The sequence below is a fragment of the Ralstonia sp. Ralssp110 genome, from assembly GCF_047325135.1.
GTDB lineage: Bacteria > Pseudomonadota > Gammaproteobacteria > Burkholderiales > Burkholderiaceae > Ralstonia > Ralstonia mojiangensis.
In genome coordinates, this window is record NZ_CP168609.1 from 1,643,633 (window position 1) to 1,669,620 (window position 25,988).

Consider the following 25,988-nt stretch of genomic DNA (forward strand, 5'->3'; position numbering starts at 1 on the left):
CAGATGTTGTAATTACAGATTACGTATCCTATACTCGGCCACGTTGCGCAACACAAACCAATCAAATCGACTCAGGAGGTCGTTTCGGTGGGCGGAGTTGGGGCGGATCGGCGTCAAGTCCGGCCCCCAAGCCCGTTTTCCGAAACGACTTCCTGAGCTACCAGGAGACACGCGTAATGGAAACCGCAAGCCCGGCCCCGGCCATGGCGCTAACGGAGACGAAGAGCTCTGTGCGCTGGAAGATTTTCTTGATGATGTTGATGCTGATTTCCATCAACTACGTCGACCGCGCATCGTTGTCAGTCGCGATGCCGTTGATCGCGAAGGAATTCAACATCGGCCCGGCGGTGCAAGGCTTACTGCTGAGTTCGTTCTTTCTGACGTACGCGCTCATGCAGATTCCGGGCGGCATGCTGGCCGACCGCTTTGGGCCGCGCGTGGTAATTGCCGGCGCAACGCTGGGCTGGGGTTTCTTCCAATCCATTGCAGCACTATGTACCGGTTGGGTGCCGCTGCTCGTCACGCGTCTGGGGCTGGGTGCGGCCGAGGCGCCCATCTACCCCGCCGGCGGCAAGCTCAACGCCATCTGGATGACGCAGAACGAACGCGGTCGCGGTGCCACGCTGCTCGACGGTGGCGCGCCGCTGGGCGCGGCACTGGGCGCACTCATCATCGCTGGGCTGATCGCCGAATTCGATTCGTGGCGCACGTCGTTCGTGGTGGCCGGTATCGGGACGATGGTGGCCGGCCTCTTCTCGTGGTGGTACATCCGCAACCACCCGCGCGAGCATCCGTCCGTCAATGAGGCTGAAGCCGCCTACATTGAAGAGGCACACGCCGCCGACCAGGCTGCCGAGCCGGCCGCCGTCAGCGGCAACGTGCTGGACTTCTTCAAGTACCGCTCGGTGTGGGGCATGTTCTTCGGCTGGATGTGCTTCAACGCATTGTTCTACGGTCTCCTGACCTGGATGCCGACCTATCTGTCGAAGGTGCACGGGCTGGACATCAAGGAGATGGGCGGCGCCGTGTTCACCATGTTCTTCTCCGGCTTTGTGGGCGAGATGGTGGGCGGCTGGATTGCGGACAAATGGATCGCCACCGGGGCATCGCGAGCCCGGGTGCTGCGCACGCTGTTTGGCATCGCTTCGGTACTGGCCACGATCGCCATCTACACGGTGGCCCGCTTCAAGGACCCGGTGGTTGTGGTGGCACTGTTGTCGACCACGCTGTTCTTCCTGCGCTGGTGCGGCCTGTTCTGGTGCATTCCGTCGATCCTGGGAACGCGCAAGCGTGTGGGTTTCCTGGGCGGCACGATGAATCTGGGCGGCAACTTCGCCGGGGTTGGCATGCCGATCATCGTCGGCCTGATCGTGCAGACGACCGGTTCGTACGACATGGCGCTGATCCTGTTTGCCGCCGCCGGTGCGGGCCTCTTCATCTGCTCGACGCTGCTGATCGACTACAGCAAGAAGCTGCCGGTCTGAGGCGCGATGAACTGGCGTAAGCCAATGCCACTTGCGGTTGCGGCGCGGCGTTTGCTTCTGATTTCTGACCACAAGCTGCAACCGTACGCATCAACATAAAAAGCACGCCCCGATGCCCACGCTCGCGTGCGGCGGGGCGCAAACCACGAAGAAGACTCCCATGACAAAACGCATCAAGCTCGGCATGCTCACCCCATCTTCCAACACGGCGCTGGAACCCATTACCAGCGCCATGGTGAGCGGCCTGCCCAATGTGAGCGCGCATTTCTCGCGTTTTACCGTGACGGAAATTTCTCTGCGCGACCAGGCGCTTGGGCAGTTCGATCTGGAGAAGATCCTGAACGCCGCCAAGTTGCTGGCCGACGCGCATGTCGACGTGATTGCCTGGAACGGCACGTCGTCCGGCTGGCTCGGCTTTGAGAAAGACGAGGCGCTGTGCCGCCAGATCACGGAAGCCACCGGCATTCCGGCCACCACGTCAGTATTGGCGCTCAACGAGATTCTGGCCAAAACCGGCGCGCGCGATTTCGCCCTCGTTACGCCGTATCTGGATGACGTGCAGCAGCGCATCGTGCAGAACTACGCGCGCCACGGTTTCAAGTGCGTGGCTGAGCGCCATCTGGACTTGCACGTCAACCACAGCTTTGCAGACGTGGAAGAAGACACCATCCGCACGCTGGTGCGCGACGTTGCGCAGCAAAAGCCGGCCGCCATCACCACGTTCTGCACGAACCTGCGCGCTGCCCACCTGGTTGAAGCGCTGGAAGCGGAAACGGGCATTCCCGTGTACGACACCATCTCGACCGTCGTGTGGAAATCACTGCGGCTGGCGGGCGTCGACACGCGCGAGCTGCGTGGATGGGGCCGCCTGTTCTCGGACGTCGCTTAACGGAATGAAGGAGCGCTAAGCATGTCCACGGAACTCGACCTGGTGATCCGCAATGCGGATGTGGTGACCGCATCCGATCGCTTTACCTGCGACATCGGTGTGCGCGATGGCCGCATCGCCGTGCTCGGCCACGGCTTGCCACGCGGCGCGCGAGAGATGGATGCCAGCGGCCTTCTGGCACTGCCCGGCGGTGTTGACGGTCATTGTCATCTCGACCAGCCCATGCCCGACGGCATGCGCATGGCCGACGACTTCTTCACCGGCACGCGCGCGGCCATCTGCGGCGGCACGACAACGGTGATCCCGTTTGCCGCGCAAGAGAAGGGCGGCTCGCTGAAGGCGGCGGTGGCCGATTACCACCGGCGCGCCGAGGGCCGCGCGGTGGCCGATTATGGCTTTCATCTGATCGTGGCCGACCCCACGCCCGACGTGCTGAAGCACGAACTGCCGGAGTTGATTCGCCAGGGCTACACCTCGTTCAAGGTCTACATGACCTATGACGACCTGAAGCTGTCCGACCGCGAAATGCTGGACGTGCTGGACGTGGCCAAGCAGAACAACGCCCTGGTGATGGTGCATGCGGAAAACGCAGACTGCATTTCCTGGCTGACGGAGAAACTGGTCGGCGAGGGCCGCATCTCGCCGCGCTTCCATGGCCTGTCACGCCCGGCTGCCGTGGAGCGTGAAGCCACGCACCGTGCCATCACATTTGCCGAGCTGGTGGACGTGCCGATCCTGATCGTGCATGTCTCCGGTAAGGAAGCCATCGAGCAGATTCGCTGGGCGCAAAGCCGTGGCTTGCAGATCCTGGCCGAGACTTGTCCGCAGTACCTCTATCTGACCGCCGAAGACATGGGCCTGCAAGGTGACGATGGCTACGAAGGTGCCAAGTGCGTCTGCAGCCCGCCACCGCGCGATCCGGAGAACCAGGCAGCCGTATGGCGCGCGCTTGCAGGGGGCGTGTTCAGCGTGTTCTCTTCCGACCATGCGCCGTTCAACTATGACGACCCGGAAGGCAAGAAGCTTGGCGGTCAGGCGCAACCGTTCGACCATATTCCCAACGGCGTACCCGGTATCGAGACGCGGTTGCCGCTGCTGTTTGATGGCATTGCGCGCGGCAAGCTGTCGCTGCATCAGTTTGTGGAGCTGACGTCGTATCGCCCGGCACGGTTGTACGGCTTGTACCCCCGCAAGGGCACGATCGCCGTGGGGGCCGATGCCGACATCACGCTGTGGGATCCGGAGCGCCGCGTGCGCATCACCAACGATGCGCTGCATCACGCGGTCGACTACACGCCTTATGAAGGCATTGAAGTGACTGGCTGGCCGGTGCATTGCTTTTCGCGCGGCGAGATGCTGGTCGAAAACGGCAAGTACCTCGAACCGGCACCGGGGCGCGGGCAATTCCTGCCGGCGGGCGCGCCGTCGCTGGTTTGACGTTTCTGGTTGGGTTCTCAAAATTTCATCATGCGTATTCTGGTCGTCAATCCCAATATCTCCGAGAGCGTGACGGAGTTGATCCATGCCGAGGCGCGTCGCTCCGTGTCACCCGGCACCACGCTCACGATGGCGACGGCGCCATTTGGTGTGGCCTATATCGAAACGCGCTTCGAAGCACTCGTGGGCGGCTATGCCACTGCGTGCGTCGTCGCCGAACATGATGGTCAATTCGACGGCGTGGTTGTCGCGGCGTTTGGAGACCCCGGCCTCGCTGGCATCAAGGAGCTGTGCAACGTGCCGGTGGTCGGCATGACCGAAGCGGCGCTGGCCAGCGCCTGTCTGCTCGGCCAGCGCTTTTCGATCATCGCCATTTCGAACCGTATCCAGGCGTGGTACCGCGAGTGCGTAGCCGCCAATGGGCTGTCGTCGCGGCTGGCAAGCGTGCGCTCGTTGCAGCAGCCGCTGCGCGACATCGGCAGCGTGCAGGAGGACCATGCGGCACGGCTGGAGGAACTCAGCCTGCAGGCAGTGCGTGAAGACGGAGCTGACGTGATCATCGTGGCTGGCGCACCGCTTGCCGGCCTGGCCCGGACACTCAAGGACCGCATTCCCGTGCCGGTGGTGGACGGCGTGTCCAGCGCCATCCGCCATTGCGAGAGTCTGATTGCGCTTGCCCCGAACGGCGCCGCGGAAGGCAGCTTTGCGCGTCCGCCGCACAAGCCAAACCGCGGGTTGCCTCCTGCGCTGGCTGCCATGCTGGCGTAGGCGGGTTGTCTCGCTGCCCTGGAGGGCGGGCCGATGTGGCCAGAGGGTACGATGCGCTATCTGCACCTGATCGAACTTCGTATCCGCCATGTCTCTCCGCGCCTTGAGAACGCTCGTTGCTATCGCCCGCCACCGCACGTTTGCGCGTGCCGGCGAGGCCATCGGGCTCACGCAGTCGGCTGTCAGCCTGCAGGTCAAATCGCTGGAAGAGGAGTTCAACGTCCGCCTGTTCGACCGCTCACGGCGCGAGCCCGCGCTGACAGAGGCAGGCCGCATCGTGCTCGCCCAGGCCGAACAGATCCTCGCGCTTTATGACCGCATTCCCGATGCGCTGAGCGATGAGAGGGCGCTGGTCGGGCGGTTGCGCATCGGCGCCATCCAGACCGCGCTATCGGGGCCGCTGCCCAACGCGCTGCTGGCCCTGCGGACGGCGCATCCGGGCCTGCGCGTGCACGTGGCCGCCGGCATGTCGGCCGAGCTTGCACAGCGTGTAGCCGACGGCGAACTGGACGCCGCAATCACGTCGCACCCCGTGCGGCCGCATCCGGCGGAACTGGTGTGGTCGACGCTCTATGAAGACCGCTTCTGGCTGCTCGCTCCCGCGCAATACGCCGAGCGTGATGCGCGTGCGCTGCTGACCGAGTTGCCGTTTATCCGCTTTGATGCGCAGGCCTGGGCCGGCCGCATGATCGCTTCGGAACTGCGGCGCCTGGGCGTGCGGGTGCGCGAAGAGATGGTGCTCGACAACAAGGACACGATCGTGCGCATGGTGGCAAGCGGATTGGGCGCCGCCGTGGTGGCGATATCCGACTCCGAGCTGACGCAATTGCCGCCCATCGCCCGGCTGGCGTTTGGCCAACCGCAATTGCACCGCGCGGTGGTGCTGCTTGAACACCAATCGCGGACTGCACAGCGCTTTACCCAGGCATTGACCGATGCCGTGGTCGCTTCTGCAATGAGAATTTCTCATTGATCGCTAGATAAATAACAATTATTGCTGCTGTGACTGCGTGATAGCTTGGCGGTGTTCCTGTTTTTCGCCGAGCACCTCATGCCGTTCCGCGCGTTCCTCTGCCTCTCGCCCGCATTGCGGGCACGCCACGATGCAGGAGCACGGCCATGACCGCCGCAATCCTGCTCGCTCTCGCGCCGGTTGCGCTTCTGGTGGCGCTCGGCCATTGGCTCAAGCGCTCCGCTTTCCTCGCCGAAACCTTCTGGCCGCAGGCTGAGCGGCTCTGCTACTACGTCCTGTTACCGGCGTTGTTCATGCATGGGCTGGCCACGGCGCACATGCAGTCTTTGCCCGTGTTGCCGCTGGTGCTGACGTTGATTGGCGCGACATTGCTGGTGGCAGTTGCGCTAATGCTGGCCCGGCCGTGGATGCAACTGGACGGTGCCGCATTTACCTCGGTGTTTCAGGGGGCGGTGCGGTTCAACAACTACGTAGGCGTGTCGCTGGCTACAGGCATCTTCGGTGCCAAGGGGATTGCGCTGGCGGCCGTTTGCAACGCGGCGATTGTGCCAACAGTCAATCTGTTGTGCGTGCTGGTCTTCGCCCGCTATGGCTCGGTGCGCTTGAGTGGGCGTGCGCTCGTGCGTCAGATCGTGACGAATCCGCCGGTGGTGGCTTGCTCGCTGGGCATTGCCATGCAGGCGCTGGGGTTGCAGATGCCTGCGGCGATTGAGCCGGCGGTGCGTGCGCTCGGGGTGGCATCCATGCCGCTGGGTCTGCTGTGCGTGGGCGCTGCGCTCAACTTCAGCGGCGTGCGTTCGTGGGCGCAGCCGGTGCTGGTGTCGTCGGTCATCAAGTTCCTGGCCATGCCCGTGTTGACGCTCGCCCTTGGCCACGCGCTCGGCCTGACCGATGCTGCGTTGATCGTGGCGCTGCTGTTCCAGGCGCTGCCCACGGCATCCTCGTCGTACATCATGGCGCGTCAACTGGGCGGTGACGCGCCGCTCATGGCCGGCATCACCGCCGCGCAGACAGTGATGGCCGCAGCGGCCATGCCGGCCGTGATGACGCTGCTGGCGCTCACACGTGGATTGCCTCAAGGGTTGCTCTCGGCGCTGTGAGCCCCACATGCGTCGGTCGCCTCGATGCGCTACAGGCTCACGACATCCAGCATCGCTTGCACAAACGCCTTCGGCGCTTCCTGGGGCAAGTTGTGCCCGATGCCGCCACCGATGTTCCGGTGCTGGTACTTGCCCGTGAACTTCTTCGCATAGGCTGACGGCTCCGGGTGCGGTGCGCCGTTGGCATCGCCCTCCATGGTGATGGTGGGCACCGTGATGGCCGGCGCGGTGGCCAGGCGCTGCTCCAGCGCGTCGTACCTCGATTCGCCCTGCGCCAGGCCCAGGCGCCAGCGGTAGTTGTGGATGACGACGGCGACGTGATCGGGGTTGTCGAATGCGGCGGCGCTGCGGTCGTACGTGACGTCGTCAAACTTCCACGTGGGCGAAGCGAGCTTCCAGATCAGCCGGTTGAACTCCTTGCAGTTGGCGGCGTAACCCTGCGCGCCACGCTCCGTCGTGAAATAGAACTGGTACCACCACGCAAATTCCGCGGCCGGCGGCAACGGCTTGCGGTTCGCCTCCTGGCTGCCGATCAGGTAGCCGCTAACGGACACCAGCGTCTTGCAGCGTTCCGGCCACAGCGCCGCGATGATGTCTGCCGTGCGCGCGCCCCAGTCGTATCCGCCAAAGTGCGCCTGCTTGATCTTCAATGCGTCCATGAACGCGATGATGTCGACGGCCAGCGCGGCCTGCTGGCCGTTGCGCGGCGTGTCCGCCGAGCGGATGCGCGTCGAGCCATAGCCGCGCAGATACGGCACCAGCACGCGATAGCCTGCCGCCGCCAGCGAGGGCGCCACCTCTGCATAGCTGTAGATGTCATACGGCCAGCCGTGCAGCAGGATCATCACGGGGCCGTCCTTCGGTCCAAGGTCTGCGTAGCCGATGTTGAGCACGCCGGCATCGATCTGTTGCAGCGTGCCGAACGGGTTGGCTTGGCCAGCCAGCAGCGCGCTTGCATTGGGGGACGGTGCCGGTTGCGCATGCACAAGTTCGGCCAGCCCGAGATCGAGCACGCCAATGCTGGCGATGGTGGTGCCCAGAAGGCGGCGACGGCGAAGGTTGACGGGGTTCGACATGGGAGTTCTCTCTTTTGGGTGGATGGGGCAGGGGATTAGTGAACGAGCTTGACCAGCGGCTCACCGGACTTCACGACATACGTGGCCAGTTCCGATGCCTTACCGCTGCCAACGTTTCTTGCTGAGTGCGCAACGCCGGCCGGAATGAACAGCGAATCGCCGGTCTGCAGCGTCACGGGGGGCTGGCCATCCAGCCGGTATTCGATCGTGCCTTGCAGGACGTGGGCGATTTCCTCGCCGGGGTGGACATGCGCGGGGGCGAATGCACGCTCATCGAAATCCACGCGCACTTGCAGGGTTTCGCGGCCTGGCACGCTCAGGTCGTGGTGGACGAGGTCGGTCCGATGCAGGCCTGCGGCTTGCGCAAACGCGTTGTGCGCGCCCAGGGCGCCTGCCAGTACGAGCAACGTTGCGGTCAATCGGGTCGGTTGCATGAGGGCTCCAGTGATCAAGGATGGATGACGAGGCCGGGTCTTGCTCACCTCGTTTCCAGCATTGGGCGCCTGCGATGTATCCGGTCGGTTTCACGATGCCGCCGATTTGTATTGCTTTGTAGCAACGGGCACCGATGGACGGCGTTTTGTATGCGTTTGTATCCGGCGGCAGCTCCGGTACATGCCCAGACAAAACGGGCAACACATCGCTACGTGCCGGATACGTCAGGCGACTTAAATGCATTCCGTGGCCAAGACGCCGGGCCAACGCAACGCAAAGCACCGGCAGGCCGCGCAATCCCAAACCAACCGTTCAAAGGAAAACGATCATGACCCGCAATCTCGCCAAGACCCTCGCTGTTGTTGCTCTCGCTGTGGCCGCCGCCGGCGCGCAAGCTGCTTCATCCGTCGGTGCACGCGACCCGTACACCGAAGGCGCCCGCGCGGTGCAAAGCGCGGTGGACGCCTACACGGAGGGCGCGCGTTCGTCGGATATCTATACAGACGGTGCCCGCGCCACCGACGTCTATACCGATGGTGCCCGCAGCGCGAACCCGTACTACGACGGTGCACGCGCCTGAAGCGGCAGCCTCGCACCCCCCCATCCCCCTGAGAACCGAACAGATAGCAAGGACCCAACATGTTCAACTGCAAAGCCGTCTCCATCGCAGCGCTGGCACTTGGCATGGCCGCCAGTGCGCCCCTCTTTGCCGCTACGGCGGCCGATGCCAATCAACCTTCCGTCGTGATCGTGCACGGCGCCTTTGCCGATGGGTCCGACTGGGCCAAGGTGATCCCGCTGCTGCAGGCCAAGGGCGTGAAGGTGCAGGCGGTGCAGAACGGACTGAACTCGCTGGCCGACGATGTGGCTGCAACGCGCCGCGCCATTGGCAATCAGGCCGGCAAGGTCGTGCTGGTGGGGCATTCGTGGGGCGGTACAGTCATCACCGAAGCCGGTGCGGACAGCAAGGTTGCCGGGCTGGTGTACGTGGCCGCCTTCGCGCCGGATGCCGGCCAGTCGACGGAAGAGGTGGGCAAGGACTACGCGCCCGCGCCCGGTATCGGCAAGCTGGTGGCCGATCCCAACGGCTATCTGTCACTGCCCCCAGCAGCGCTGGCCAGCGACTTTGCGCAGGATGTGCCCGCTGCCCAGGCGCGCGTGATGGCCGCCACGCAAGGGCCCATCAAGGCGACGGCATTTGGCGAGCGCACGACGGTGGCGGCATGGCAGAGCAAGCCTTCGTGGTTCATCGTCAGCGCGCACGACCGGATGATCCAGCCCGACCTGGAGCGGGCCATGGCCAGGAAGATTGGCGCCAAGGTGACGACGCTGCCGACGAGCCACGTGCCGCAGCAGTCGCGGCCGCAGGATGTGGCAAAGGTGATTCTCGATGCGGTGCACGCGGTTGAGGCGCGCAACTGAGGCGGGGCGTGTTGCTTGCGCGTCAGTCGGGGCGTTTGCCCATGGCGCGCAGGAACATCTGCTGCGCGGCCAGCAACTCCCGGTAGGTGAGCGCGCGGTAGTCGAGCGCATGGCTGCGCGCCACCTTGGCCACGCGTGCAGCCAATGCCGGATAGTGCCGGTGGCTGTACGTCGGGAAGAGGTGATGCGTCAGGTGCCAGTTCAAGCCGCCGAGCCAGTAGCCGATCCACGCCGGTTGCGGTTGCCAGTCGCAGGCGGTGTGGAATGCATGCTCGTGCCACGTGTGCGGCAACTGGCCCGACGCCGGCGGCAGATAGAACGTCACGTCCGCCCAGTGCGTGCCCAGGATCAGCGCGACCAGCACGCACGAGGCCAGCATCTGCCCCGCGAAGTAGCTGAACGCCACCCAACCCCAACCCAGGCCAAGTTGATGTGCCACCCAGGCCGGCACCGCCACGGCAATGAGCAAGTGCAAGGTCTTGGCAGACAGGAACGTCGCCCAGCCACGCAAGCCGGGTAACACGCGGTCTGTGGTCAGCGGCGTGAGGCCGAGGCGGTCCGACCAGTCGTAGATCCAGTTGATGTACGGCAACGACAGCGCGGCAATCAGCGGCCAGTAGCGATGCTGGTAGCGAAACTGCGGATACCACGGCTGAAAAGGCGTCTGCCGCAGGAAGCGGTTGGCGGCGGTGTCCAGGTCGTAGTGCTCCACGTTGGCATGTGCGTGGTGATAGTGCACATGGCGCACCGCCCAATAGGCCGGTTCGATGCCGAGCGGGATGGCGGTCACGCGTGTCATGAGGCGGTCCAGCCATGGCCAGGGAGACAGCGCACGATGCGCGCCGTCGTGCAGCACGTTCATCGCCAGCAGCATCGCGATGAACGGAAAGGCCACATAGGCGAGCACGAAAATCATCGTGCTCTTGGTTGTCACCATCGCCCCATACAGCAGTGCGGAAACTAAGACTAGGAAGGCGCCCTTGGCAATGAGCCTCGCATCGGCAAATCGATGGTCGCCGTTTGCTTGCAGGTGATCGTGCGCGGCCTGGCGCAAATCCTCCGCCAGCGACGACGAGCGCGGTGAGGCGTAACGAAGCTTAACGAGATTCGGCATGCGGCGACGAAGAAAGCGGCGATTCGGCACGCAGCACGTGCCACAGCCCACAGACCAGGCCATGCAACCCCAGTGCAACGGCCAACGTGTCGGACAACGCATCGCCCGCACCGCATATGCCGATCATCAACACGGGCAGTACAAGCGCCAGCTGCGGCCAAAGCCAGCGGCCCCAGGCGCGCCCGTCCGACAAGCCGCCCAGCGCCAGCGTGAGCAGCAGGATGAGCGCGAACCAAACCGCTTGCCAATGCCCGGGCCACAGGCCATCGGTGCGCACGTAGTCGATCACCACGCCAAACAGCAGCACACCGCCGGTGGCAATCCAGCCGGCGGGCGTGGCGCGCGTATCGCGTTGCAACTGCGGCGTACGCAGCCCCAGCCATTGCAATGCGGGCACCACGTTGGCCCAGAACGGGTTGTCGCTGTGGGTGGGCTTGTGCACGCCGTAGCGGATCGGCACGTCGGGCAGCGCGCGCTGATACGTGCCGAACAGCTTGTCCCAAAGGAGCAGCGTGCCGCCGAAGTTGCGGTCGATGTATTCCGGGTTGCAGCCGTGATGCACGCGATGGTTGGCGGGCGTGACCATGAAGTGGTCCAGCACGCCGGAGCGGCCCACCAGGCCGCAGTGGTTGTAGAACTGCACCGAGTAATGCAGGCCCGACACCGCCACGAACATCTCCGGCGTGACACCCAGCAGCGCCAGCGGCACGAAAAACGGCAGCGATGTCAGCGACGACAGCCATGCGTTACGCACGCCCAGCGACAGGTTGAAATGCTCGCCCTCGTGATGCACCGCATGGATCGCCCACAGAAAGCCCAGCTTGTGGTGCATGCGGTGCAGCCAGTAGAAGCCCAGATCCCATGCAATAAAGGCGAAGGCCCAGCCTGCAATCGGATACCAGCCATCCACCCAATGCAGGCTGGCATGGGCATACAGCCACGTGAAGCCCGCTACCTCCACCCCGCGGCACAGCCACATCAGCACGTGGCCCGAGTTCAGATTGAGGATGACGTCGCGCCACGGCACCGGTTGGCCGCGCCACCACTTCAGCGCAGCCAGTTCCAGCAGCACGCAGCCGAGCATCAATGCAAGCGGCAGAGCAAAGGCATTCATGTCGACACCGGTTCAATTGAGAGCGTTGACGCGCGCCGCGCCAACCATAGACGGACAGCCGCGCCGCACAGCACGCCCACGGCCACGCCCGCCGATAGATCCAGTGCGACGTGCCGGCGCGTCTGGATCGTGGCGTACAGGATGCCGAGCCCCCAGGCCGCTACAAGCACCGTGCGAATCGGCTTGCGCGCGTCTGCCAGCGCCCACACGGAGAGCAGCGTCAGCGCCCCGTGCAGCGAGGGAAGGCAGTTTTGGCTCGAATCCACGGCGATCAGCATGCGTTGCACGCTGGCCGGCAGCGATGCATCCGCCATCGGCGGGTAGTGCAGCGTGGTCGGCCACAGCAGGAACACCGCGCCGCTCACCAGCGCGCTCATCTGCATGGCGCGTTCCAGCCAGGGCAGGCGAGACATGTCGGCCAGCAGATACGCCAGCGGAATCAGCATGAAAAACGAAACGTACAGCCAGATGCCCGACGTGCTGAACGGAATCGCGCGGTCCAACGCGGTTTCCGGCACGACCGTGCCCACGCCTTGCAGCACACCGCACAGGCCATAGACGAGGCCGACCGAACACCAGCCCAGGGCCATATGACGCAGGCGCGTGGCAAACGGGCTCATCGTGCCGCTCCCGACGCCGCGAGCCGAACGATGCGGCGGCGCTTGGTGGTGAAATCGGTGGCGATGCGCTCGGGCGTGGCGTGCCATGTCACGCGCGATGTATCGACGCCCTGGCAGGCGAAGATATCCGCCAGATGCGCCTGGCTTGCGCGGGCAATGTCGGCGTCAGCGGGGTGGATGGACAACGCCAGCGTGCACGCATCGGTTTGCACCAGGCGGTAATCGGCATGCAGCGGCAGCGCCTGGGCCAGCGCCCGTGAACAGACGTCCGCAAACAGCGTGACGGAGCCGCCGCCCAGCGCGGGCAGGACGAGTGTGTCGTCGCAGCGGCCTTCGATGCGCTCAATGGCCATGGCCGGATTGCCGCACGGGCAGGCCCCAAGCGCCGGGTCGCGGCGGATGAGGATGTCATCCAGCCGGTAGCGCACGATGGGCTGCGTGCTGCGCGTGAAATCCGTAATGACGGGAACGAAGCGGCGCGCGTCCCGCCATTGCGGCTCGATGTGCACGTGCGCTTCGTTCAGATGCAGCGTGCCGTGCGGGCAGGTCGCACCCAGGAAACCTTCGGTTGCCTGATAGACCTCGCCGACGTTGCCGAAGGCCTGCGCAAGCAGTGCCCGGTCCATCGGCTCCAGCACTTCGGCACCGGACAGCACCTGCACCGGTGCAATGTCGAGCCGGCCGGCCAACTTCTCCATGGCAAGCGCACGCAGCACCTGCGCCGGCCCCACGATGATGGTTGGCTGCAATGCCTCCAGCGGCGCGCGGTGCGAATCGAACGGCGCAAACAGATCGAAGAACGAGAACGTCAGCCACGGGTTGCGTACGGCCGTGTACAGATTGCTGTTGGCGCGCAGGAACAGCGCGACGCGCTCGCCACGGAACAGCCCGCGCGGCAGCAGCTTGGCGAGCAGGATGCCGGCCCACTGCGCGCGCTCGGTCGGGCTGACGACGAATACGCCGCGTCCGCCCGACGTGCCGGATGACAAGCCCACCGAATACGCCCCGACCGTCGGCCGGAAATCGCGTGACTGCTCGGCCTGTTGCGCGCAGGCCAGCACGTCGGCCAAACGCAGGCCGGCCGTGTTCATGGCGTCAAAATTGGCCATCATCGTGGCCTTGTCCATCAACGGCCATTCATGCATCGGCTTCGATGCAAACGGGCGGAAGTACGGGCTGCGAGCCAGCACGCGTTGCGTGAAACGTGCGATCTGACGCTGCTGATGCGCTTGCAGCGCTGCGCAATCAGGCAGCCGCAGCCGGCGCGTTTGCCAGTAAGACCACAGCAGGCGATGCAACGTCGTCACAATGCACCCTCGTGCGTGAGCAGGATGCGCACGTGGCCGCCGGCATCGAGCGCGTGCAGCTTGCGCAGAGTATCGAAGTAGGCGTGGCGGTCTTCCATGATGGAATACGCTAGCACCGACGGCCCACGCAGTTCGCGATAGCTCAGCGGTGACCAGGCGGCGTCGGCGGCCAGCAGCACCCAGCCTTCCTGCGTGCGCACAAAGGCGCCGAGGTGCCCGGCGGCGTGGCCGGGTAGCGGCACGAGCAGCACGTCGCCGTTGCTCTCGGGCAGGGCCCAGGCAGATGTGAATGGCGCCAGCTCTGGCGGCAGCGCAACGGGCTCGAACTGTTCGACAAAGCGCGTGCGCGTTTCAAAATCTTCGGGAATCAGCCCGGGCACGAAAGCGCGCCGCAACGCGGAAACGCCTCGCAGCGCACGCAAGTGCGTCCATCCCTCGCCAGAGCAGATGACCGGCACGCCCGGAAAGTCGCGCAGGCCGGCAACGTGGTCACCGTGGAAGTGCGAGACGATCAATCCATCCAGGTCAGCGGGGCGTATGCCCTGTTGTGCGAGCTGTGCTGCCATGGATTCCGATGTATCGAAATACACCGGCGTGACCTTGCGATAGATCGCAAATAGGCCGCTGCGCGTGTGGTCATGGAAATGCGAGGCATAGCCGGTGTCCCATAGCCAACGGCGACCTGCCGCTTCGATCAGCCATGCGCGTGCTGGGAAGGCGCATGTGCGCAGGCCCGCGCCGCGCAGTGCCACGCACGCGGTGTGCGTGCAGTAACCGGCTTCAAAAACGGTCAACGTTGCCATGTTCGCGTAGCCAGTGGGCCGTGCGGCGGATGCCTTCGGCCATGTCGATGGGGGGCACGTAGCCGAGTTCGATGCGCGCGCGGTCGTTGGCGAGCGTCATGTCGTAGTGCAGGGCAGCGGCGCTGTAGCGCGTGAGCAGCGGCTCGCGGTGCGTGATGGCACTGGCCGATTCCATGGCGCGTGCGGCCAATGCCATGGCCGGATAGGGCACGGCGCGGATGCGGTAGCGCAGGCCGAGCTGTTGCCCCAGCAGTTGATCGAGCAGACCGCGCAGCGTGGCCGGTGCGTGGTTGGTGATGTTGTAGGCGGCGCCCGAAGGCACGTCCGCCGTCGTGGCGCACTGCATGGCGTGGACCACGTTTTCCAGATAGGTCAGATCCATACGTGCCGCGCCGCCACGGGGCAGCGGCAGCACGCCGCCGCGCAGTTTCAGCAGATGCAGGATGCGCGGCAGCACCACGCGGTCATGCGGGCCGAACAGCCCACGTGGCCGCAGGATGACGAAGTGCGTGCGGTTCTGCGTGGACACCTGCTGCTGGATGGCCGTTTCTGCCAGCATCTTGGTCGCCGCGTAGTGATTGGCGAAGCGGGCAGGGCGATAGCTCTCGGGCAGATCGGCGTGATGCTGGTAGTCGAAGTAGATCGACGGCGTGGAGATATGCACGAAGCGGCGGACACCACGCTTGACGGCGCCTTCGGCCAGAGCGGCCGTTGCGCGCACATTGGCCGCGTAGAAGTCGTCGTACGCACCCCAAGGGGATGACAACGCCGCGCAATGCCACACCGTGTCGACTCCATCGAGCAGCGCATCGAGCGTGGCCGGCATCAGGCGTGCGAGGTCGGCCGGTACATAGTCCGCACCGCGTGCGATAAAGGCCTCGCGCTGTGCGGCATCGCGCCCTGTCGCGCGTGCGCTGGCGCCTTGTGCCAGCAGTGCATCGACCGCGTTGCGGCCGAGCCCGCCCGTGGCGCCCGTTACAAGCGTGGTCATAGCGTCAGCACCATGCCGCCCAGCGTGAGGCCGGCGGCCGTGCCAACCAGCAAAAACGGCTTGCCAGGCTCAATGCGTTGGCGCGTCACCGCTTCATGCAGCGCGGTGGGAATCGATGCGGCCACTTGGTTGCCGTGCTGCGCGTAGATGTCGATCACGCTGGCTTCTGGCACGCCCAGCCGCTTGCGCAAATGCTGCATGCCAAGGTGGCTCGCCTGGTGCGGCACGACGACGTGCATGTCGCGCAGCGTGTAATTGCTGCCCGCGAACAGACGATCGAGGAAGCCGTCCATCAGTTGCGAGGCGAGCTTGAACACGCGCTTGCCGTCCATGTGGAAGAGGTAATCGGTGGGTTGCGCGCCGGTGCGCGGGTTGCGACGCGTGCCGCCCGCAGGGATTTCGCAATAGGCCTTGCCGGCGGGGTAGGTCTCCATGCGGTACGCGTGGATGCCTTTGCTGGACACCGCAGATGCCGCCTCAACGATGACCGCCGCCGCCCCATCGCCGAAGATCAACGCGGTCTCGGCATCGTCCCAGTCGATGCCGCGCGAGGCCAGGTCGGACGCCACCACGGCAATGCGTTTGTAGGCGCCAGTGGTCAGCAGGCTGCTTGCCACGTGCAGCGCCGTCAGGAAGCTCAGGCAACTGGCGTTGACGTCAAACGCGGGCGTGCCCGCCGGCAACCCTGCGGGCTCCAGGATGCGCGTGGCCGTGTTGGGCAGCGCCTGCTCCTGCACGCCCGAGGCGGAAATCAACAGGTCGATGGAGGTGGGGGGAACGTTTGCGCGGCGCAGCGCATCGCGCACGGCAGCGCCGGCAAGCTCCGATTGGTGCTCCGCAAGCGTGGCATGGTGGCGAACGTCGATACCGGACTTCTTGCGCACGTACCCCGCCCGATGGCCCAGGCGGGCATCCAGCTCGGCGGACGTGACTTGGTGTTCCGGCAATGCCTTGCCGGTGGAAAGCAGATGAATCGGCAGCATAGATGCAGGCACGCACGGTGTGCGTTGCCCTGTTCCCTCTTCCGGCTGCGGCCGCGTGGGGCGCATGCCGCAGCGTAACGATCTTGTCTTGTTGTGCCGCGATTCTAGCGGGTGCAGCCCGCTGCGCCGGATGAAGATTCGTTAATAAAGACGGCGTCTTCAGGCGCCGTAACTGCGCAGCCGATCGAGGTCGACGACCGTCACGCCGCCGTATTCCAACCGCACCACGCCGTCCTTCTCCAGGGCCTTGAGCGATTGGTTGGCCACCTGCCGTGTCATGCCCGACAGCAAGCCGAGCTCCTCCTGTGTGATCTCAAGGTGGTCGCCTGCACCGGGGTAGAGCACCGGGTTGAACAGCGACGCAATGCAACGCGCCAGGCGCGGCGTGACATCAAGCAACCGGTCATATTCGAGCAGCGCCATGAAATGCCCGAGCCGTTCGTTGAGCTGCTTCACCAGGAAGCGGTTGAACGCCACGCTGTTTTCCACCAGCCACATGAAGGTGGTGCGGTCCATGAAAGCCATGCGCGTATCGCGCAGCGCAACGATGTCGTAGCGGCGCGGCTCATTTTTGAGGACCGTGCCCTCGCCAAACCAACCGCCGGCCGGCACGCCCGTAAATGTGACGCTGCGCCCCTCGGGCGACACCGTGCCGATCTTGATGAGACCCGTGACCACGCCTGTCCAGCTTTCCAGCAACGTGTTCTTCGGGCAGATGCAGGCGCCGCGCGCATAGGTTTTCTCGACGATGCCGGCGCACGCGCGGTCCGCTTCATCCGGTGGCAGCTCAATCGACCACGCCGCAATATGGGCCAGACGTGCGCGGCTGATGCCGGGGCGCGAGTTTGTGTCGTGTTCAGCCACGTTGAATGCCCACGGGCAACATGCTCACGCGTTGCACTTCGGGCGTGGAGAGCCAGCCGGCGTGCAGGCTTCGCAGAAACATCTCGGTGGCGTCCTCACCCCAGAACAGATCGCCGTTGTGCACCAGCGTCGGCACCCCAAACACGCCGAGCGCGATAGCCGCGTCGGTGTGCGCACGCAGCGCATCTTTCACGGCGGGCTGGTCGACAGCCGCTGCGCCCTCTGCAAAGCCCACCGCCTCGCACAGCGCGGCAAAGCCCTCGGGCGATGCCACATCATTGCCGTCGCGCCAGATATGCCGGAACACCGCACGCACGGCATCGAGCGAGCCGCCCATCGCAATCGTCAGCCGCAATGCCTTGATCGGGTTGAACGGGTGGGCGGGTGGCATGCGAAACGGAATGCCGAGCTGCTGCGCGCGAAACAGCGCGTGACGGTACGTAAACACGCGCTTGGTGCTGATCTCGGCCGGGCCCTTCTGTCCCCAGTGGTGCAGGATCGCGCCCAGCACGAGCGGGCGCGGGCGGATGACGATGTCGTTGGCCTCCTGCAGCGCATCGAACTGCTCGAGCTGAAGGTAGGCAAACGGCGAGATGACATCGAAGAACCAATCGACGGTGGCGGGCATGCAGTCTCCTCAGGCGGCGCGCATCTGTAGCAGCGGCGCCAGCGTGAAGGGCGCTGCCGTCATGGCGCGAATGTCGTCGAGTGTCGCATGCGAGAGGATTTCACGCAGCACGAGCCCCGCGTCGGTCACGTCGAAGACGGCGTGCTCGGTGACGATGACTTTCACGCAGCCTTGGCCTGTGAGCGGCAGCGTGCAGCGCGGCAGGATCTTGGAGTTGCCGTGTTTGTCGGTGTGCGCCAGCGCGGCAATCACCTTGCGCGTGCCGTAGCAGAGGTCCATCGCCCCGCCGATGCCGGGCCACCATTTGCCGTTGCGATCGCACGCCCAGTTGGCGAGGTTGCCCAGCGCATCCACTTGCAACGCGCCGAGGATCGTCACGTCGATGTAGCCGTTGCGCATTGCACCCAGCGACGTGGCGAGGTCCATGAGCGCTGCGCCCGGCAGCAGGGTGATGGGTTCGCAACCGGCGTTGGTGAAGTCGCTGTCGAGGGCGTCCAGCGGCGGGCGTCCGCCAAAGCCGAAGGCGCCGTTTTCGGTATGGAAGATGACGCCGGCATTGGCGTCCAGGTAGTTGGCCGTGAGCGTGGGGATGCCCAGGCCAAGGTTGACGACTTCGCCGGCGCGCAGTTCCAGCGCGCAGCGGGCGGCAATGCGTTGCTTGGGCGTTTCGGGCAGGGCTTGCATGGCGGTCTCCTCGTTGTGGGTCGGGCGATCACGCTTCGGCAGCGGGCAGGCGGCCGAGCTTCGTCCAGTGGTGCCTGTACAGCGCGTGCTGGTCGTCCAGCGACAGCCCTTGCACCACCGCGTTGACGAACACGCCGGGGCAACCGACGCGCTCGGGCGGGATCGTGCCCACCTCCACGATCTCGTTCACCTCGACGATGGTGTAGTCGCCGGCCATGGCGATGTCGCGCTGGTTCTGCAGTGCCGTGCCGCGAAACTCCACGTTGCCGAAGGTATCGGCGCGCCAGCCCTTGATGATCGACACGTCGGCGCGCAGGGGCGGCTCGACGAAGCACGTCATGCCGTCTACGGTGAGCGTCGGCTTGGGCGCCCCCCGCTTGGGAAACATTCCGGGCTGGTCAAGGATGCCCACGCCCACCGGCACGAGCGCGCCGCCCAGGCCCAGCGCACCCGCGCGCACTTTTTCGGCCCAGGTGCCCATCGGGAAGAACTCGGCCACGCGCACAGCGTCGGTCAGGTAAGCCTGCGTCGATTCGTCCGTCGTGCCGACGTGCGTGCCGATGAACTCGACCAGTTGGCCGGAGCTGAACAACCGTGCCTTGAGAAAGCCGCCACGCAGCCCCGGCGTGTTGGTGATGAGCGTGAGTTGCCCGACGCTGCTGGCGAGCAGCGCCTCGATGCAGCAGGCCGGCTCGCCGGCGCCCACGAATTCGCCCAGCATCAGGCGGCTGCCGTTGCGGACGTGGGCGATGGCCTCGTCCACGGAAAGGACTTTGTTGGCGTAGCGCATGTGTCGTCTCCTTGGGGCCGCCCTGAGCGAGCGGTCTGCGGCGCAGTGTAGGAGCGGTGTTTTTGGCGCGATGTCTTCTGCATGACATTTGCTTCGTAAGGTTTCGCAAAGGGCAATCCTTATAGTTGTGACGCAACGTGAACAAATCCGCGCCGCGGTTGTCGCACAAGGGCCGTGCCCGGCCCCCGCCTAGCTTTTCCGCCCCTCCGTCTTTGAACCGGCCCCATTCCAATTCCAGGACCGCATGCACGTAGACACTCCGCTTATCTCCACCATCATCGGTGGCATCGTGCTGGCCTTCATCTTCGGCACCATCGCGCAGCGCCTGCGTCTGCCGCCGCTGGTCGGCTATCTCATGGCGGGCGTGGTGGCCGGGCCGTTCACGCCCGGTTTCGTGGCCGATCAAAGCCTTGCGCCGCAACTGGCCGAGCTGGGCGTGATCCTCCTGATGTTCGGCGTGGGGCTGCACTTCTCGATGAAGGAGCTGCTGGCGGTGAAGGCCATCGCCATTCCGGGTGCCATCGGCCAGATTGCGCTCGCCACGCTCATGGGCATGGGGCTGGCGTGGCTGCTCGGGTGGGATTGGGGGCCGGGGCTGGTATTCGGCCTGGCGCTATCGGTGGCGAGCACAGTGGTGCTGCTCAAGGCGCTGGAAGATCGCGGTATCGACAACTCGCACGAAGGCCACATCGCCGTCGGCTGGCTGATCGTGGAAGACCTCGTGATGGTGGTGACCCTCGTGCTGCTGCCGGCCTTGGCGGGGGCGCTGGGCGGTGCTGGCAGCACGGCGGTCAGCACGTGGGACATCGTCAAGGTGCTGGCCGTCACGCTTTCGAAGGTGGTGGCGTTTGCCGCGCTGATGCTGGTGGTGGGCCGCCGCGTGATCCCGTGGATGCTCGAGCGCATCGTCATGACGGGCAGCCGCGAGCTGTTCCGCCTCGGTGTGCTCGCCACGGCGCTGGGCGTCGCCTATGGCGCGACGGTGCTGTTTGGCGTGTCGTTCGCGCTCGGCGCGTTCTTTGCGGGGATGGTGCTGGCCGAGTCCGAATTCAGCCAGCGCGCGGCGGAAGAATCGCTGCCGCTGCGCGACGCGTTTGCGGTGCTGTTCTTCGTGTCGGTGGGCATGTTGTTCGACCCGAGGGTGCTGATCGAAGACCCCTGGGCTGTGCTGGGCACGGTGCTGATCGTGGTGGTGGGCAAGTCGCTGGCGGCGTTTGCGGTGGTGCGCGCGTTTGGCCACGGTAACCGCACGGCGCTCACGATTTCCGCCAGCCTCGCGCAGATCGGCGAGTTTTCGTTCATCCTGATCGGGCTGGGGATCAGCCTGGAAATCCTGCCCGACCGCGCGCGGGGGCTGTTGTTGTCGGCGGCGATCTTGTCGATTCTGCTGAACCCGCTGATGTTTGCCCTGATCAACCGCCTCAAACGCGAGGTGGCCCCGGAGCCGGCGACGGCCGATTGAGCGTCAGCGCCATCCCGAACTGTTGTGCACGCAAGGAGCATTCATGAGCAATCTGACTATCGGAGTGATCGTCGGCAGCCTGCGCAAGGCGTCGTTCAACCGCCAGCTGGCGCAGGCGCTGGCGGGCTTGCTGCCGTCGGGGGCGACGGCGCAGTTCATCGAAATTGGCGAGCTGCCGCTCTACAACCAGGATCTGGACGCGAGCCTGCCCGAGCCGGTACAGCGCTTCAAGGCGGCGGTGGCGGGCGCGGATGCCCTGTTATTCGTCACGCCGGAATACAACCGCGGCATACCGGGCGTGCTGAAGAATGCGATTGACTGGGGTTCGAGGCCGTACGGCCAAAGCGTGTGGGGCGGCAAACCGGCGGGCATTGCGGGCGCATCGCCGGGCGCGATCGGCACGGCGCTGTCGCAAGCGCAATTGCGCAATGTGCTCGCGGCGGTCGGCGTGAAGGTCTTGCCGTTGCCGGAGGTGTTCTTCCACTTTGCGGGGGAGCCCTTTGATGCCCAGGGCGGGGTGACGGATGCGCGGACGCGCCAGTTCTTGCAGGGGTTTGTCGACCGATTCGTTCAGTGGGCAGGTCAGAAACGAGCCTGACGGATCGATCAACTGGGGTATTCATGGCCGGGCGGGGAGGGGGTCCCGCTCGGCCGTTTTGCCTTTTAGGGCAATTGAGGGCGTTAAGCCAGGAAGGCGGCGGCGCTGATGAGCCAGCCGGCTGCAACGCAGCTCGCAATCCAGGCGGCCATGACGGCGCCAATATCCAACCATTTCATCATTGTTCTCCTTACAACACTTGCATTGCTTGTCCAGGCAATCGATGTCTGAACAACTGTCACGAAGTGTAGGTGTTGCAATGCGGAAGAACAATACAAGTACGAGTGAACAGACTGTTCCAAGAGTAACAACAAATTTCAGAGCTTGCGTGGACAGGCCGGCGCTTGCGTGCCAGGGCCGGCACGCGCGCCACGCGTGTTGTTGCGCCGCAACAATCTGCCCGTCGACGACTCCAACGGCTACTTTGCGCGAAAGGTCGCAGCGACCAAATCGGCAAAACGTGCCTCTTCGGCAAACTCAGCGGGGCTGTTGTGCCCGGCGGTGCCGAATATGCGAAGCAGGTAGACCGCGCCGTTGCCGAAGAACGCATACCCGCGAACGACGACCGTTCGCGCCGTTGAAGTGCTCCATTCGCCTTCCCAGTAAATTACCCGGCGCCCGGCCAGCACCTGCTGCGTGGGTGCCTTGCCGCGCAAGAGGCGGGCAGCCCAGGCTGGGCGATCGCCATGCACGCGCGATTCCATGTGGTTGAGCAGAATTGCCAGATCGCGCGAGCGCAGGCTTTCCAGGTAATCGGGCGTGCCTTTGTCGAAATCGGATTTGCGTACCGTCACCAGCGCGAAGCTCTCCGGCGCGACGGTCTGCTGCGCAAATACCAGCCGCGATGGGCCAAAGGGCGAGTTGATGGTCGCCGCAACGGAAGGGATGGGCGTATCGGTGTTCAGCCGCAATGGGCCCCACGTGCGCGGAAGGGCGAGACTCGCGCCGGCGTCAATGCGCTGCGTGATGGGGTAGGCGAACCTGGGCGCCGCCCGGGCCGGGCTCCATGGCGCCATGCCGACAAAGGCGATCCATGCGGCCGCGCATGCGTATTGGACGCAGCGGCCCCAGCGGCAATACCACTCTGTAATGAACGGCGCCACTCGCGGGCTCCTGGCAGAAAAGATGGCGGACGATTCCGAGGACGCGTGCATACCCCTGCACAGCAATGCCTATGCCCGCGCCTATTCGTGGCGCCGTCTCCCCCCGCCGCCAACATATCGATTTGCGCGCACCTGCGCTATCGGCGTGTGGCGGGGCATCGAACGGTTTAATCCGGGCGTAGGGTGTTGATGTGGCTCTATCCATGTGTGCTTCCGTGGCTCTTTTCATGGAGCCACGAAGTTCTGTAGGGTGAAGGCTCCTTGCTGTTCTCGACTCAGATTTCACGCATGCCCACGCTCAACGCTTATCAGCAACCCATTGGTGCGCCGCTGTCCGGCTGGACGGCCCGGCCGCTGCCGCCGCACGCGCCGCTCGCCGGGCGCTACTGCCGGCTGGAGCCGCTTGACGCTGCGCGCCACGCCGACGCGCTGTTCGAAGCGTTCAGCCAGGCGCAGGACGACCGCGTCTGGACGTACATGGTGGAAGGCCCGTTCGCCGATATGGCGGCACACCGCGCCTATATCGAGCGCATTGCGGCGAAGCGCGATCCGCTGCAATACGCGGTGATCGATGCGCGCACCGATCGCCCGGTCGGCACGTTGGCGCTGATGCGCATCACGCCTGATCACGGCGTGGTGGAAGTTGGGGCGGTGACGTTCTCGCCGTTGCTGCAACGGACACCGGCATCGACCGAAGCGCAATTCCTGCTGATGAAGCACGTCTTTGAAGACCTCGGCTACCGGCGCTACGAGTGGAAGTGCGACAGCCTGAACGCGCCATCGCGGCAGACTGCGCAACGGTTGGGCTTCCAGTTCGAAGGCATTTTTCGCCAGGCGGTGGTCTACAAGGGCCGCAGCCGCGATACCGCGTGGTTCTCCATCATCGATGCGGATTGGCCGCAGGTGAGAGCCGCATTCGAGCAATGGCTGTCGCCGGACAACTTTGATGAAGAGGGGCGCCAGCGGGCGTCGCTGGCCGCGTTGCGGTCAGCCTGAAGTTCAGCCTGAAGCGTCTTGCTACGAATCGGGCGCGGACGTATCGGCATACATGCCGCGCAACGCCAGCGCGCGTTCGGTTTCCGGCAGGGCCAGGATCGAGCGGGAGAAGCCGATCAGCGCCTGGCACCGTTCGGCGGGCGGCGCGGAGTGGCGTAGTGCGGGCACGGTCAGCACGCGCTGTTCATTGAGCGGAAGGGCGGCCACGGCCAATTGCAGCACCGGCAGGGTTTGTGCGCGTGTGACAACCGGCGCGTGGTCTGGGTCGGCCGCCTGCATCAGGTCTGAGAACAGGGCCTGTTCGCGGGTGACGAGCGTGCGCGGCAATCGTGCGGCCGCGGCGCTTGCCCCGGACGTGCCGTCCAGATAGGCCACGCAGGCTTCCGGGCTCATGCGCTGCAGTGCCTGGGCCTGTTCAAGCGTGAGTTGCGCGTTGGCAAAGAGCAGCGCGTTGGGTGCAGTCGGGATCAGCGCGCGGTACAGCTTGCCCGTCTGCTCGCGCAGCAGCGTCACCGCCCGCGCATCCGTAACGTTGCGCTGCAGTTCTGGCCACAGCGTGTCGATCAGGCGGCTGAAGTGCGCGGGGTACTTGCGTTCCAGCGTTGCATACAGCGGGGCGCTGCGCAGTTCGGCCGCCAAAGCTTCGCGGGTATTCAACTGCGTGGCCATGGTTGCGTATTCGCCACCGGGCGATGCGCGCGTGACGACGTGGCCCGTCAGCAGCTCTTGCGCGGTGGGAAACCACATCTGGTCGAACGGTGTGTCCTGCACGCGGCGCACGAAGGCATCGGGCAGGCCCGCGTCTGCATATGCACGCCAGAGTTCGCTGTCGGTGGCGCCGGGGGTCTGGTCGTGATCGGCGCCAACCGCGCGCGGGCGGTGGAAGCCGATGCGTGCAGCCGGTGCGGCGGCGCGGTCAGCGCCTGCGAGGAAGGCGATCGTGCAAGCTGATGCGCAGGTGCGCTCAACATATGTGCGCAGATGGTGGCGGCGGATGACATCTGCCACCAGCGTCCCTTCGCGCAGCCACCCGCCTTCGGAGCGCAGCACCACGGCTACGGCGTTTGGCGCCTTGCGCAGCGCGGCTTCCAGCGCATCGGCGGCGCCGTCGTTCATACCGCCATTGAAGAGGATGGCGCGCCCATCGCGTTGCGGCATCACCGTAAACGGCGACGCCGCTTGCTCACCCAGCGCGGTGCGCAGATGCGCGCCCAGGCGCGGCCCATCGTTGATCACGCGCGAGCTGGTGCCGACAGCGCCCAGCACGATCATCACCTTGGCGATCAGCGGCCACAGGTTTGACATGCCGGTAAGCCGATTGCGCGCTTGCTCGCGGTCGGCGGAGCGCCAGGTGCCCACCACCGCCCAGATCCACAGGGCCAATCCCATCACGTAAATCACGAGCAGCGCCGCTGATGCCGCGCGCGCCGGTGCGTTATGTGCCAGCGCATGCGTGACACCGGCGCTGAGCGCCACCACGCCAAATTGCATCAGCGCGGTATGCAACCAATACGAGCGGGCGAGGCTGTAATCACCGCGCCAGTGGCGTGCAAAGAAATTGCGCGAAGGCGTGCGCGCCGGATGCGGATCGGCGGGGGCGGTCGGGGGCAGGGCGTCGCTGGCGGCGGAGGTCATGCGTGTTCTCGATGCCGCACACAGGAAGGCGGCGCGGCGATTGTCGCTGTCGGCACCGCACGCTGGCGTCCCCCCGATGGGAGGGGGTGAGGAAGGAGGTGGTCAGGCATCGGCGGTGGGCGCCATCAAGGTAAAGCGGCCGCCGCGTTGCTGCCGCTCAGGCCCTGACCGAAACCAGCGGTGGCTTGGCCGGCGTGATGGCCTCAGCGCTGGCGGGATGGGCTGACTGCGCGGACTGTGCCTGCGTAGCTTCGCGGGCGTGCAGACGGGCATCGCTCGCCGTGGACGAGCCGGTCACCTTGTCCGTCGTGCGGGCCTTGGCGGCCGCGTCGGTATTGCCTGTGCCGGAAGCGCTTTTAGATGCGTTGTGCCGGTTTTCCAACCGGGTTTCTGCTTGCTCCAGGCCGTTCTGCGCCTGAAGGCGGGCGATCTGCGCCTGCACGATCTGAATCTGCTGGCTGAGCAACTGTGCCTGCTCGCGTGCCTGATCCGGCGGCAGATTCTGCGCGGGCAGATCCTGCATCGACTTCTGCAGGTTCTTGAGCTGGCGCTGCAGGCGCTCGATGTCACTGGACGAACTGCTTCCGCTGCCTGATGCGCCGGCGGTCGCAGTAGAAACGGAAGGGGAGGAAAGTTGCATGGCCATCTCGCTGATCAGTACGCCCTTCATCGGATGGCAGGCGGAAAACTTTAGCGTTCGTACCAACAATTC

General features: G+C 65.2%; 27 protein-coding genes. 11 read left to right on the plus strand and 16 right to left on the minus strand.

Features of this window, described 5'->3' with window-relative positions; genetic code table 11:
- Positions 1-176 precede the first annotated feature (176 nt).
- The 6 genes from ACEN9T_RS07930 to ACEN9T_RS07955 all read left to right on the plus strand — a co-directional run bounded on the left by ACEN9T_RS07930 (position 177) and on the right by ACEN9T_RS07955 (position 6,651).
- Positions 177-1,484 carry an MFS transporter gene (locus tag ACEN9T_RS07930; RefSeq protein ID WP_092972236.1) on the plus strand — a complete coding sequence of 436 codons (1,308 nt, stop codon included), beginning with the start codon at positions 177-179 and terminating at the stop codon, positions 1,482-1,484.
- A gap of 160 nt (positions 1,485-1,644) precedes the next feature.
- On the plus strand, positions 1,645-2,373 hold the full coding sequence (locus ACEN9T_RS07935; RefSeq protein WP_024978375.1) for an aspartate/glutamate racemase family protein: 729 nt from the start codon (positions 1,645-1,647) through the stop codon (positions 2,371-2,373).
- 21 nt (positions 2,374-2,394) lie between these two features.
- On the plus strand, positions 2,395-3,810 hold the full coding sequence (gene hydA, locus ACEN9T_RS07940) for a dihydropyrimidinase (protein ID WP_092972235.1): 1,416 nt from the start codon (positions 2,395-2,397) through the stop codon (positions 3,808-3,810).
- A 30-nt stretch (positions 3,811-3,840) separates the two neighbouring features.
- Positions 3,841-4,578 (plus strand): aspartate/glutamate racemase family protein, encoded by a 738-nt coding sequence (locus ACEN9T_RS07945; RefSeq protein WP_413706031.1) that lies wholly within the window; start codon positions 3,841-3,843, stop codon positions 4,576-4,578.
- Between the two features lie 88 nt (positions 4,579-4,666).
- The gene (locus ACEN9T_RS07950) at positions 4,667-5,551 is read left to right on the plus strand and encodes a LysR family transcriptional regulator (RefSeq protein ID WP_232039964.1); all 885 of its coding nucleotides are present in this window, start codon (positions 4,667-4,669) and stop codon (positions 5,549-5,551) included.
- Positions 5,552-5,697: 146 nt separating this feature from the next.
- On the plus strand, positions 5,698-6,651 hold the full coding sequence (locus ACEN9T_RS07955) for an AEC family transporter (protein WP_413706032.1): 954 nt from the start codon (positions 5,698-5,700) through the stop codon (positions 6,649-6,651).
- A gap of 29 nt (positions 6,652-6,680) precedes the next feature.
- On the opposite strand, the gene ACEN9T_RS07960 is transcribed toward ACEN9T_RS07955, so the two are convergent.
- Positions 6,681-7,727, minus strand: a complete 1,047-nt coding sequence (locus tag ACEN9T_RS07960; RefSeq protein ID WP_413706033.1) for an alpha/beta fold hydrolase — start codon at positions 7,725-7,727, stop codon at positions 6,681-6,683.
- 35 nt (positions 7,728-7,762) lie between these two features.
- A complete protein-coding gene (locus tag ACEN9T_RS07965) occupies positions 7,763-8,161 on the minus strand; it encodes a cupin domain-containing protein (RefSeq protein ID WP_092972230.1) in 399 nt (132 codons plus the stop codon).
- Between the two features lie 329 nt (positions 8,162-8,490).
- Here ACEN9T_RS07965 and ACEN9T_RS07970 point away from each other — a divergent pair, with 329 nt between their 5' ends.
- Together ACEN9T_RS07970 and ACEN9T_RS07975 are read left to right on the plus strand one after the other, a co-directional pair.
- Positions 8,491-8,742: a hypothetical protein gene (locus ACEN9T_RS07970; RefSeq protein ID WP_413706034.1), complete on the plus strand. Its 252-nt coding sequence runs from the start codon at positions 8,491-8,493 to the stop codon at positions 8,740-8,742.
- 59 nt (positions 8,743-8,801) lie between these two features.
- Positions 8,802-9,584 carry an alpha/beta fold hydrolase gene (locus ACEN9T_RS07975; RefSeq protein WP_413706035.1) on the plus strand — a complete coding sequence of 261 codons (783 nt, stop codon included), beginning with the start codon at positions 8,802-8,804 and terminating at the stop codon, positions 9,582-9,584.
- 22 nt (positions 9,585-9,606) lie between these two features.
- Here the strand turns inward: ACEN9T_RS07975 and ACEN9T_RS07980 are convergent, their stop codons facing one another.
- The 11 genes from ACEN9T_RS07980 to ACEN9T_RS08030 form a co-directional block, all read right to left on the minus strand.
- A complete protein-coding gene (locus ACEN9T_RS07980) occupies positions 9,607-10,698 on the minus strand; it encodes an acyl-CoA desaturase (RefSeq protein WP_413706036.1) in 1,092 nt (363 codons plus the stop codon).
- Positions 10,682-11,812 carry a sterol desaturase family protein gene (locus ACEN9T_RS07985; protein WP_413706037.1) on the minus strand — a complete coding sequence of 377 codons (1,131 nt, stop codon included), beginning with the start codon at positions 11,810-11,812 and terminating at the stop codon, positions 10,682-10,684. The genes ACEN9T_RS07980 and ACEN9T_RS07985 overlap by 17 nt, the downstream gene beginning before the upstream one ends.
- Entirely contained in the window at positions 11,809-12,432 is a 624-nt protein-coding gene (locus tag ACEN9T_RS07990) for a phosphatase PAP2 family protein (protein WP_413706038.1), read from the minus strand. The genes ACEN9T_RS07985 and ACEN9T_RS07990 overlap by 4 nt, the downstream gene beginning before the upstream one ends.
- Positions 12,429-13,739 (minus strand): F390 synthetase-related protein, encoded by a 1,311-nt coding sequence (locus tag ACEN9T_RS07995; RefSeq protein WP_413706039.1) that lies wholly within the window; start codon positions 13,737-13,739, stop codon positions 12,429-12,431. Before ACEN9T_RS07995 ends, ACEN9T_RS07990 begins: the two co-directional genes overlap by 4 nt.
- Positions 13,736-14,542, minus strand: coding sequence for an MBL fold metallo-hydrolase (locus ACEN9T_RS08000; protein WP_413706040.1), 807 nt, complete (start codon positions 14,540-14,542; stop codon positions 13,736-13,738). Before ACEN9T_RS08000 ends, ACEN9T_RS07995 begins: the two co-directional genes overlap by 4 nt.
- On the minus strand, positions 14,520-15,533 hold the full coding sequence (locus tag ACEN9T_RS08005; protein WP_413706041.1) for an NAD-dependent epimerase/dehydratase family protein: 1,014 nt from the start codon (positions 15,531-15,533) through the stop codon (positions 14,520-14,522). Before ACEN9T_RS08005 ends, ACEN9T_RS08000 begins: the two co-directional genes overlap by 23 nt.
- Positions 15,530-16,528, minus strand: a complete 999-nt coding sequence (locus ACEN9T_RS08010; protein ID WP_413706042.1) for a 3-oxoacyl-[acyl-carrier-protein] synthase III C-terminal domain-containing protein — start codon at positions 16,526-16,528, stop codon at positions 15,530-15,532. Before ACEN9T_RS08010 ends, ACEN9T_RS08005 begins: the two co-directional genes overlap by 4 nt.
- A 147-nt stretch (positions 16,529-16,675) precedes the next feature.
- Positions 16,676-17,380: a Crp/Fnr family transcriptional regulator gene (locus ACEN9T_RS08015; protein WP_413706043.1), complete on the minus strand. Its 705-nt coding sequence runs from the start codon at positions 17,378-17,380 to the stop codon at positions 16,676-16,678.
- Entirely contained in the window at positions 17,373-18,008 is a 636-nt protein-coding gene (locus tag ACEN9T_RS08020; protein WP_413706044.1) for a 2-hydroxychromene-2-carboxylate isomerase, read from the minus strand. The genes ACEN9T_RS08015 and ACEN9T_RS08020 overlap by 8 nt, the downstream gene beginning before the upstream one ends.
- Before the next feature lie 9 nt (positions 18,009-18,017).
- On the minus strand, positions 18,018-18,692 hold the full coding sequence (locus ACEN9T_RS08025; protein ID WP_413706045.1) for a 3-oxoacid CoA-transferase subunit B: 675 nt from the start codon (positions 18,690-18,692) through the stop codon (positions 18,018-18,020).
- Between the two features lie 28 nt (positions 18,693-18,720).
- Positions 18,721-19,482, minus strand: a complete 762-nt coding sequence (locus ACEN9T_RS08030) for a CoA transferase subunit A (RefSeq protein ID WP_413706046.1) — start codon at positions 19,480-19,482, stop codon at positions 18,721-18,723.
- 244 nt (positions 19,483-19,726) lie between these two features.
- Here ACEN9T_RS08030 and ACEN9T_RS08035 point away from each other — a divergent pair, with 244 nt between their 5' ends.
- Entirely contained in the window at positions 19,727-20,944 is a 1,218-nt protein-coding gene (locus ACEN9T_RS08035) for a cation:proton antiporter (protein WP_081785357.1), read from the plus strand.
- Positions 20,945-20,987: 43 nt separating this feature from the next.
- A complete protein-coding gene (locus tag ACEN9T_RS08040) occupies positions 20,988-21,542 on the plus strand; it encodes an NADPH-dependent FMN reductase (protein WP_413706047.1) in 555 nt (184 codons plus the stop codon).
- 419 nt (positions 21,543-21,961) lie between these two features.
- Here ACEN9T_RS08040 and ACEN9T_RS08045 read toward each other — a convergent pair whose 3' ends face one another.
- Positions 21,962-22,645, minus strand: coding sequence for a hypothetical protein (locus ACEN9T_RS08045; protein WP_092972216.1), 684 nt, complete (start codon positions 22,643-22,645; stop codon positions 21,962-21,964).
- A 288-nt stretch (positions 22,646-22,933) separates the two neighbouring features.
- On the opposite strand from ACEN9T_RS08045, the gene ACEN9T_RS08050 reads away from it, so the two are divergent.
- Complete coding sequence (locus ACEN9T_RS08050) at positions 22,934-23,641, plus strand: GNAT family N-acetyltransferase (protein WP_413706048.1); 708 nt, start codon at positions 22,934-22,936, stop codon at positions 23,639-23,641.
- Positions 23,642-23,662: 21 nt separating this feature from the next.
- Here ACEN9T_RS08050 and ACEN9T_RS08055 read toward each other — a convergent pair whose 3' ends face one another.
- Positions 23,663-25,276, minus strand: a complete 1,614-nt coding sequence (locus ACEN9T_RS08055; protein WP_092972214.1) for a hypothetical protein — start codon at positions 25,274-25,276, stop codon at positions 23,663-23,665.
- A gap of 157 nt (positions 25,277-25,433) precedes the next feature.
- Positions 25,434-25,946: a FlxA-like family protein gene (locus ACEN9T_RS08060; RefSeq protein ID WP_092972213.1), complete on the minus strand. Its 513-nt coding sequence runs from the start codon at positions 25,944-25,946 to the stop codon at positions 25,434-25,436.
- Positions 25,947-25,988: the final 42 nt, after the last annotated feature.

Coding starts and splice junctions, on each gene's coding strand:
- ACEN9T_RS08020 (WP_413706044.1), bottom strand. CDS start 18,008: ATGCCCGCCACCGTCGATTGGTTCTTCGATGTCATCTCGCCGTTTGCC.
- ACEN9T_RS07990 (WP_413706038.1), bottom strand. CDS start 12,432: ATGAGCCCGTTTGCCACGCGCCTGCGTCATATGGCCCTGGGCTGGTGT.
- ACEN9T_RS08060 (WP_092972213.1), bottom strand. CDS start 25,946: ATGAAGGGCGTACTGATCAGCGAGATGGCCATGCAACTTTCCTCCCCT.
- ACEN9T_RS08025 (WP_413706045.1), bottom strand. CDS start 18,692: ATGCAAGCCCTGCCCGAAACGCCCAAGCAACGCATTGCCGCCCGCTGC.
- ACEN9T_RS07955 (WP_413706032.1), top strand. CDS start 5,698: ATGACCGCCGCAATCCTGCTCGCTCTCGCGCCGGTTGCGCTTCTGGTG.
- ACEN9T_RS07980 (WP_413706036.1), bottom strand. CDS start 10,698: ATGCCGAATCTCGTTAAGCTTCGTTACGCCTCACCGCGCTCGTCGTCG.
- ACEN9T_RS07935 (WP_024978375.1), top strand. CDS start 1,645: ATGACAAAACGCATCAAGCTCGGCATGCTCACCCCATCTTCCAACACG.
- ACEN9T_RS07970 (WP_413706034.1), top strand. CDS start 8,491: ATGACCCGCAATCTCGCCAAGACCCTCGCTGTTGTTGCTCTCGCTGTG.
- ACEN9T_RS07945 (WP_413706031.1), top strand. CDS start 3,841: ATGCGTATTCTGGTCGTCAATCCCAATATCTCCGAGAGCGTGACGGAG.
- ACEN9T_RS08040 (WP_413706047.1), top strand. CDS start 20,988: ATGAGCAATCTGACTATCGGAGTGATCGTCGGCAGCCTGCGCAAGGCG.
- ACEN9T_RS08035 (WP_081785357.1), top strand. CDS start 19,727: ATGCACGTAGACACTCCGCTTATCTCCACCATCATCGGTGGCATCGTG.
- ACEN9T_RS08030 (WP_413706046.1), bottom strand. CDS start 19,482: ATGCGCTACGCCAACAAAGTCCTTTCCGTGGACGAGGCCATCGCCCAC.
- hydA (WP_092972235.1), top strand. CDS start 2,395: ATGTCCACGGAACTCGACCTGGTGATCCGCAATGCGGATGTGGTGACC.
- ACEN9T_RS08055 (WP_092972214.1), bottom strand. CDS start 25,276: ATGACCTCCGCCGCCAGCGACGCCCTGCCCCCGACCGCCCCCGCCGAT.
- ACEN9T_RS08000 (WP_413706040.1), bottom strand. CDS start 14,542: ATGGCAACGTTGACCGTTTTTGAAGCCGGTTACTGCACGCACACCGCG.
- ACEN9T_RS08005 (WP_413706041.1), bottom strand. CDS start 15,533: ATGACCACGCTTGTAACGGGCGCCACGGGCGGGCTCGGCCGCAACGCG.
- ACEN9T_RS07985 (WP_413706037.1), bottom strand. CDS start 11,812: ATGAATGCCTTTGCTCTGCCGCTTGCATTGATGCTCGGCTGCGTGCTG.
- ACEN9T_RS07950 (WP_232039964.1), top strand. CDS start 4,667: ATGTCTCTCCGCGCCTTGAGAACGCTCGTTGCTATCGCCCGCCACCGC.
- ACEN9T_RS07930 (WP_092972236.1), top strand. CDS start 177: ATGGAAACCGCAAGCCCGGCCCCGGCCATGGCGCTAACGGAGACGAAG.
- ACEN9T_RS07975 (WP_413706035.1), top strand. CDS start 8,802: ATGTTCAACTGCAAAGCCGTCTCCATCGCAGCGCTGGCACTTGGCATG.
- ACEN9T_RS07960 (WP_413706033.1), bottom strand. CDS start 7,727: ATGTCGAACCCCGTCAACCTTCGCCGTCGCCGCCTTCTGGGCACCACC.
- ACEN9T_RS08050 (WP_413706048.1), top strand. CDS start 22,934: ATGCCCACGCTCAACGCTTATCAGCAACCCATTGGTGCGCCGCTGTCC.
- ACEN9T_RS07965 (WP_092972230.1), bottom strand. CDS start 8,161: ATGCAACCGACCCGATTGACCGCAACGTTGCTCGTACTGGCAGGCGCC.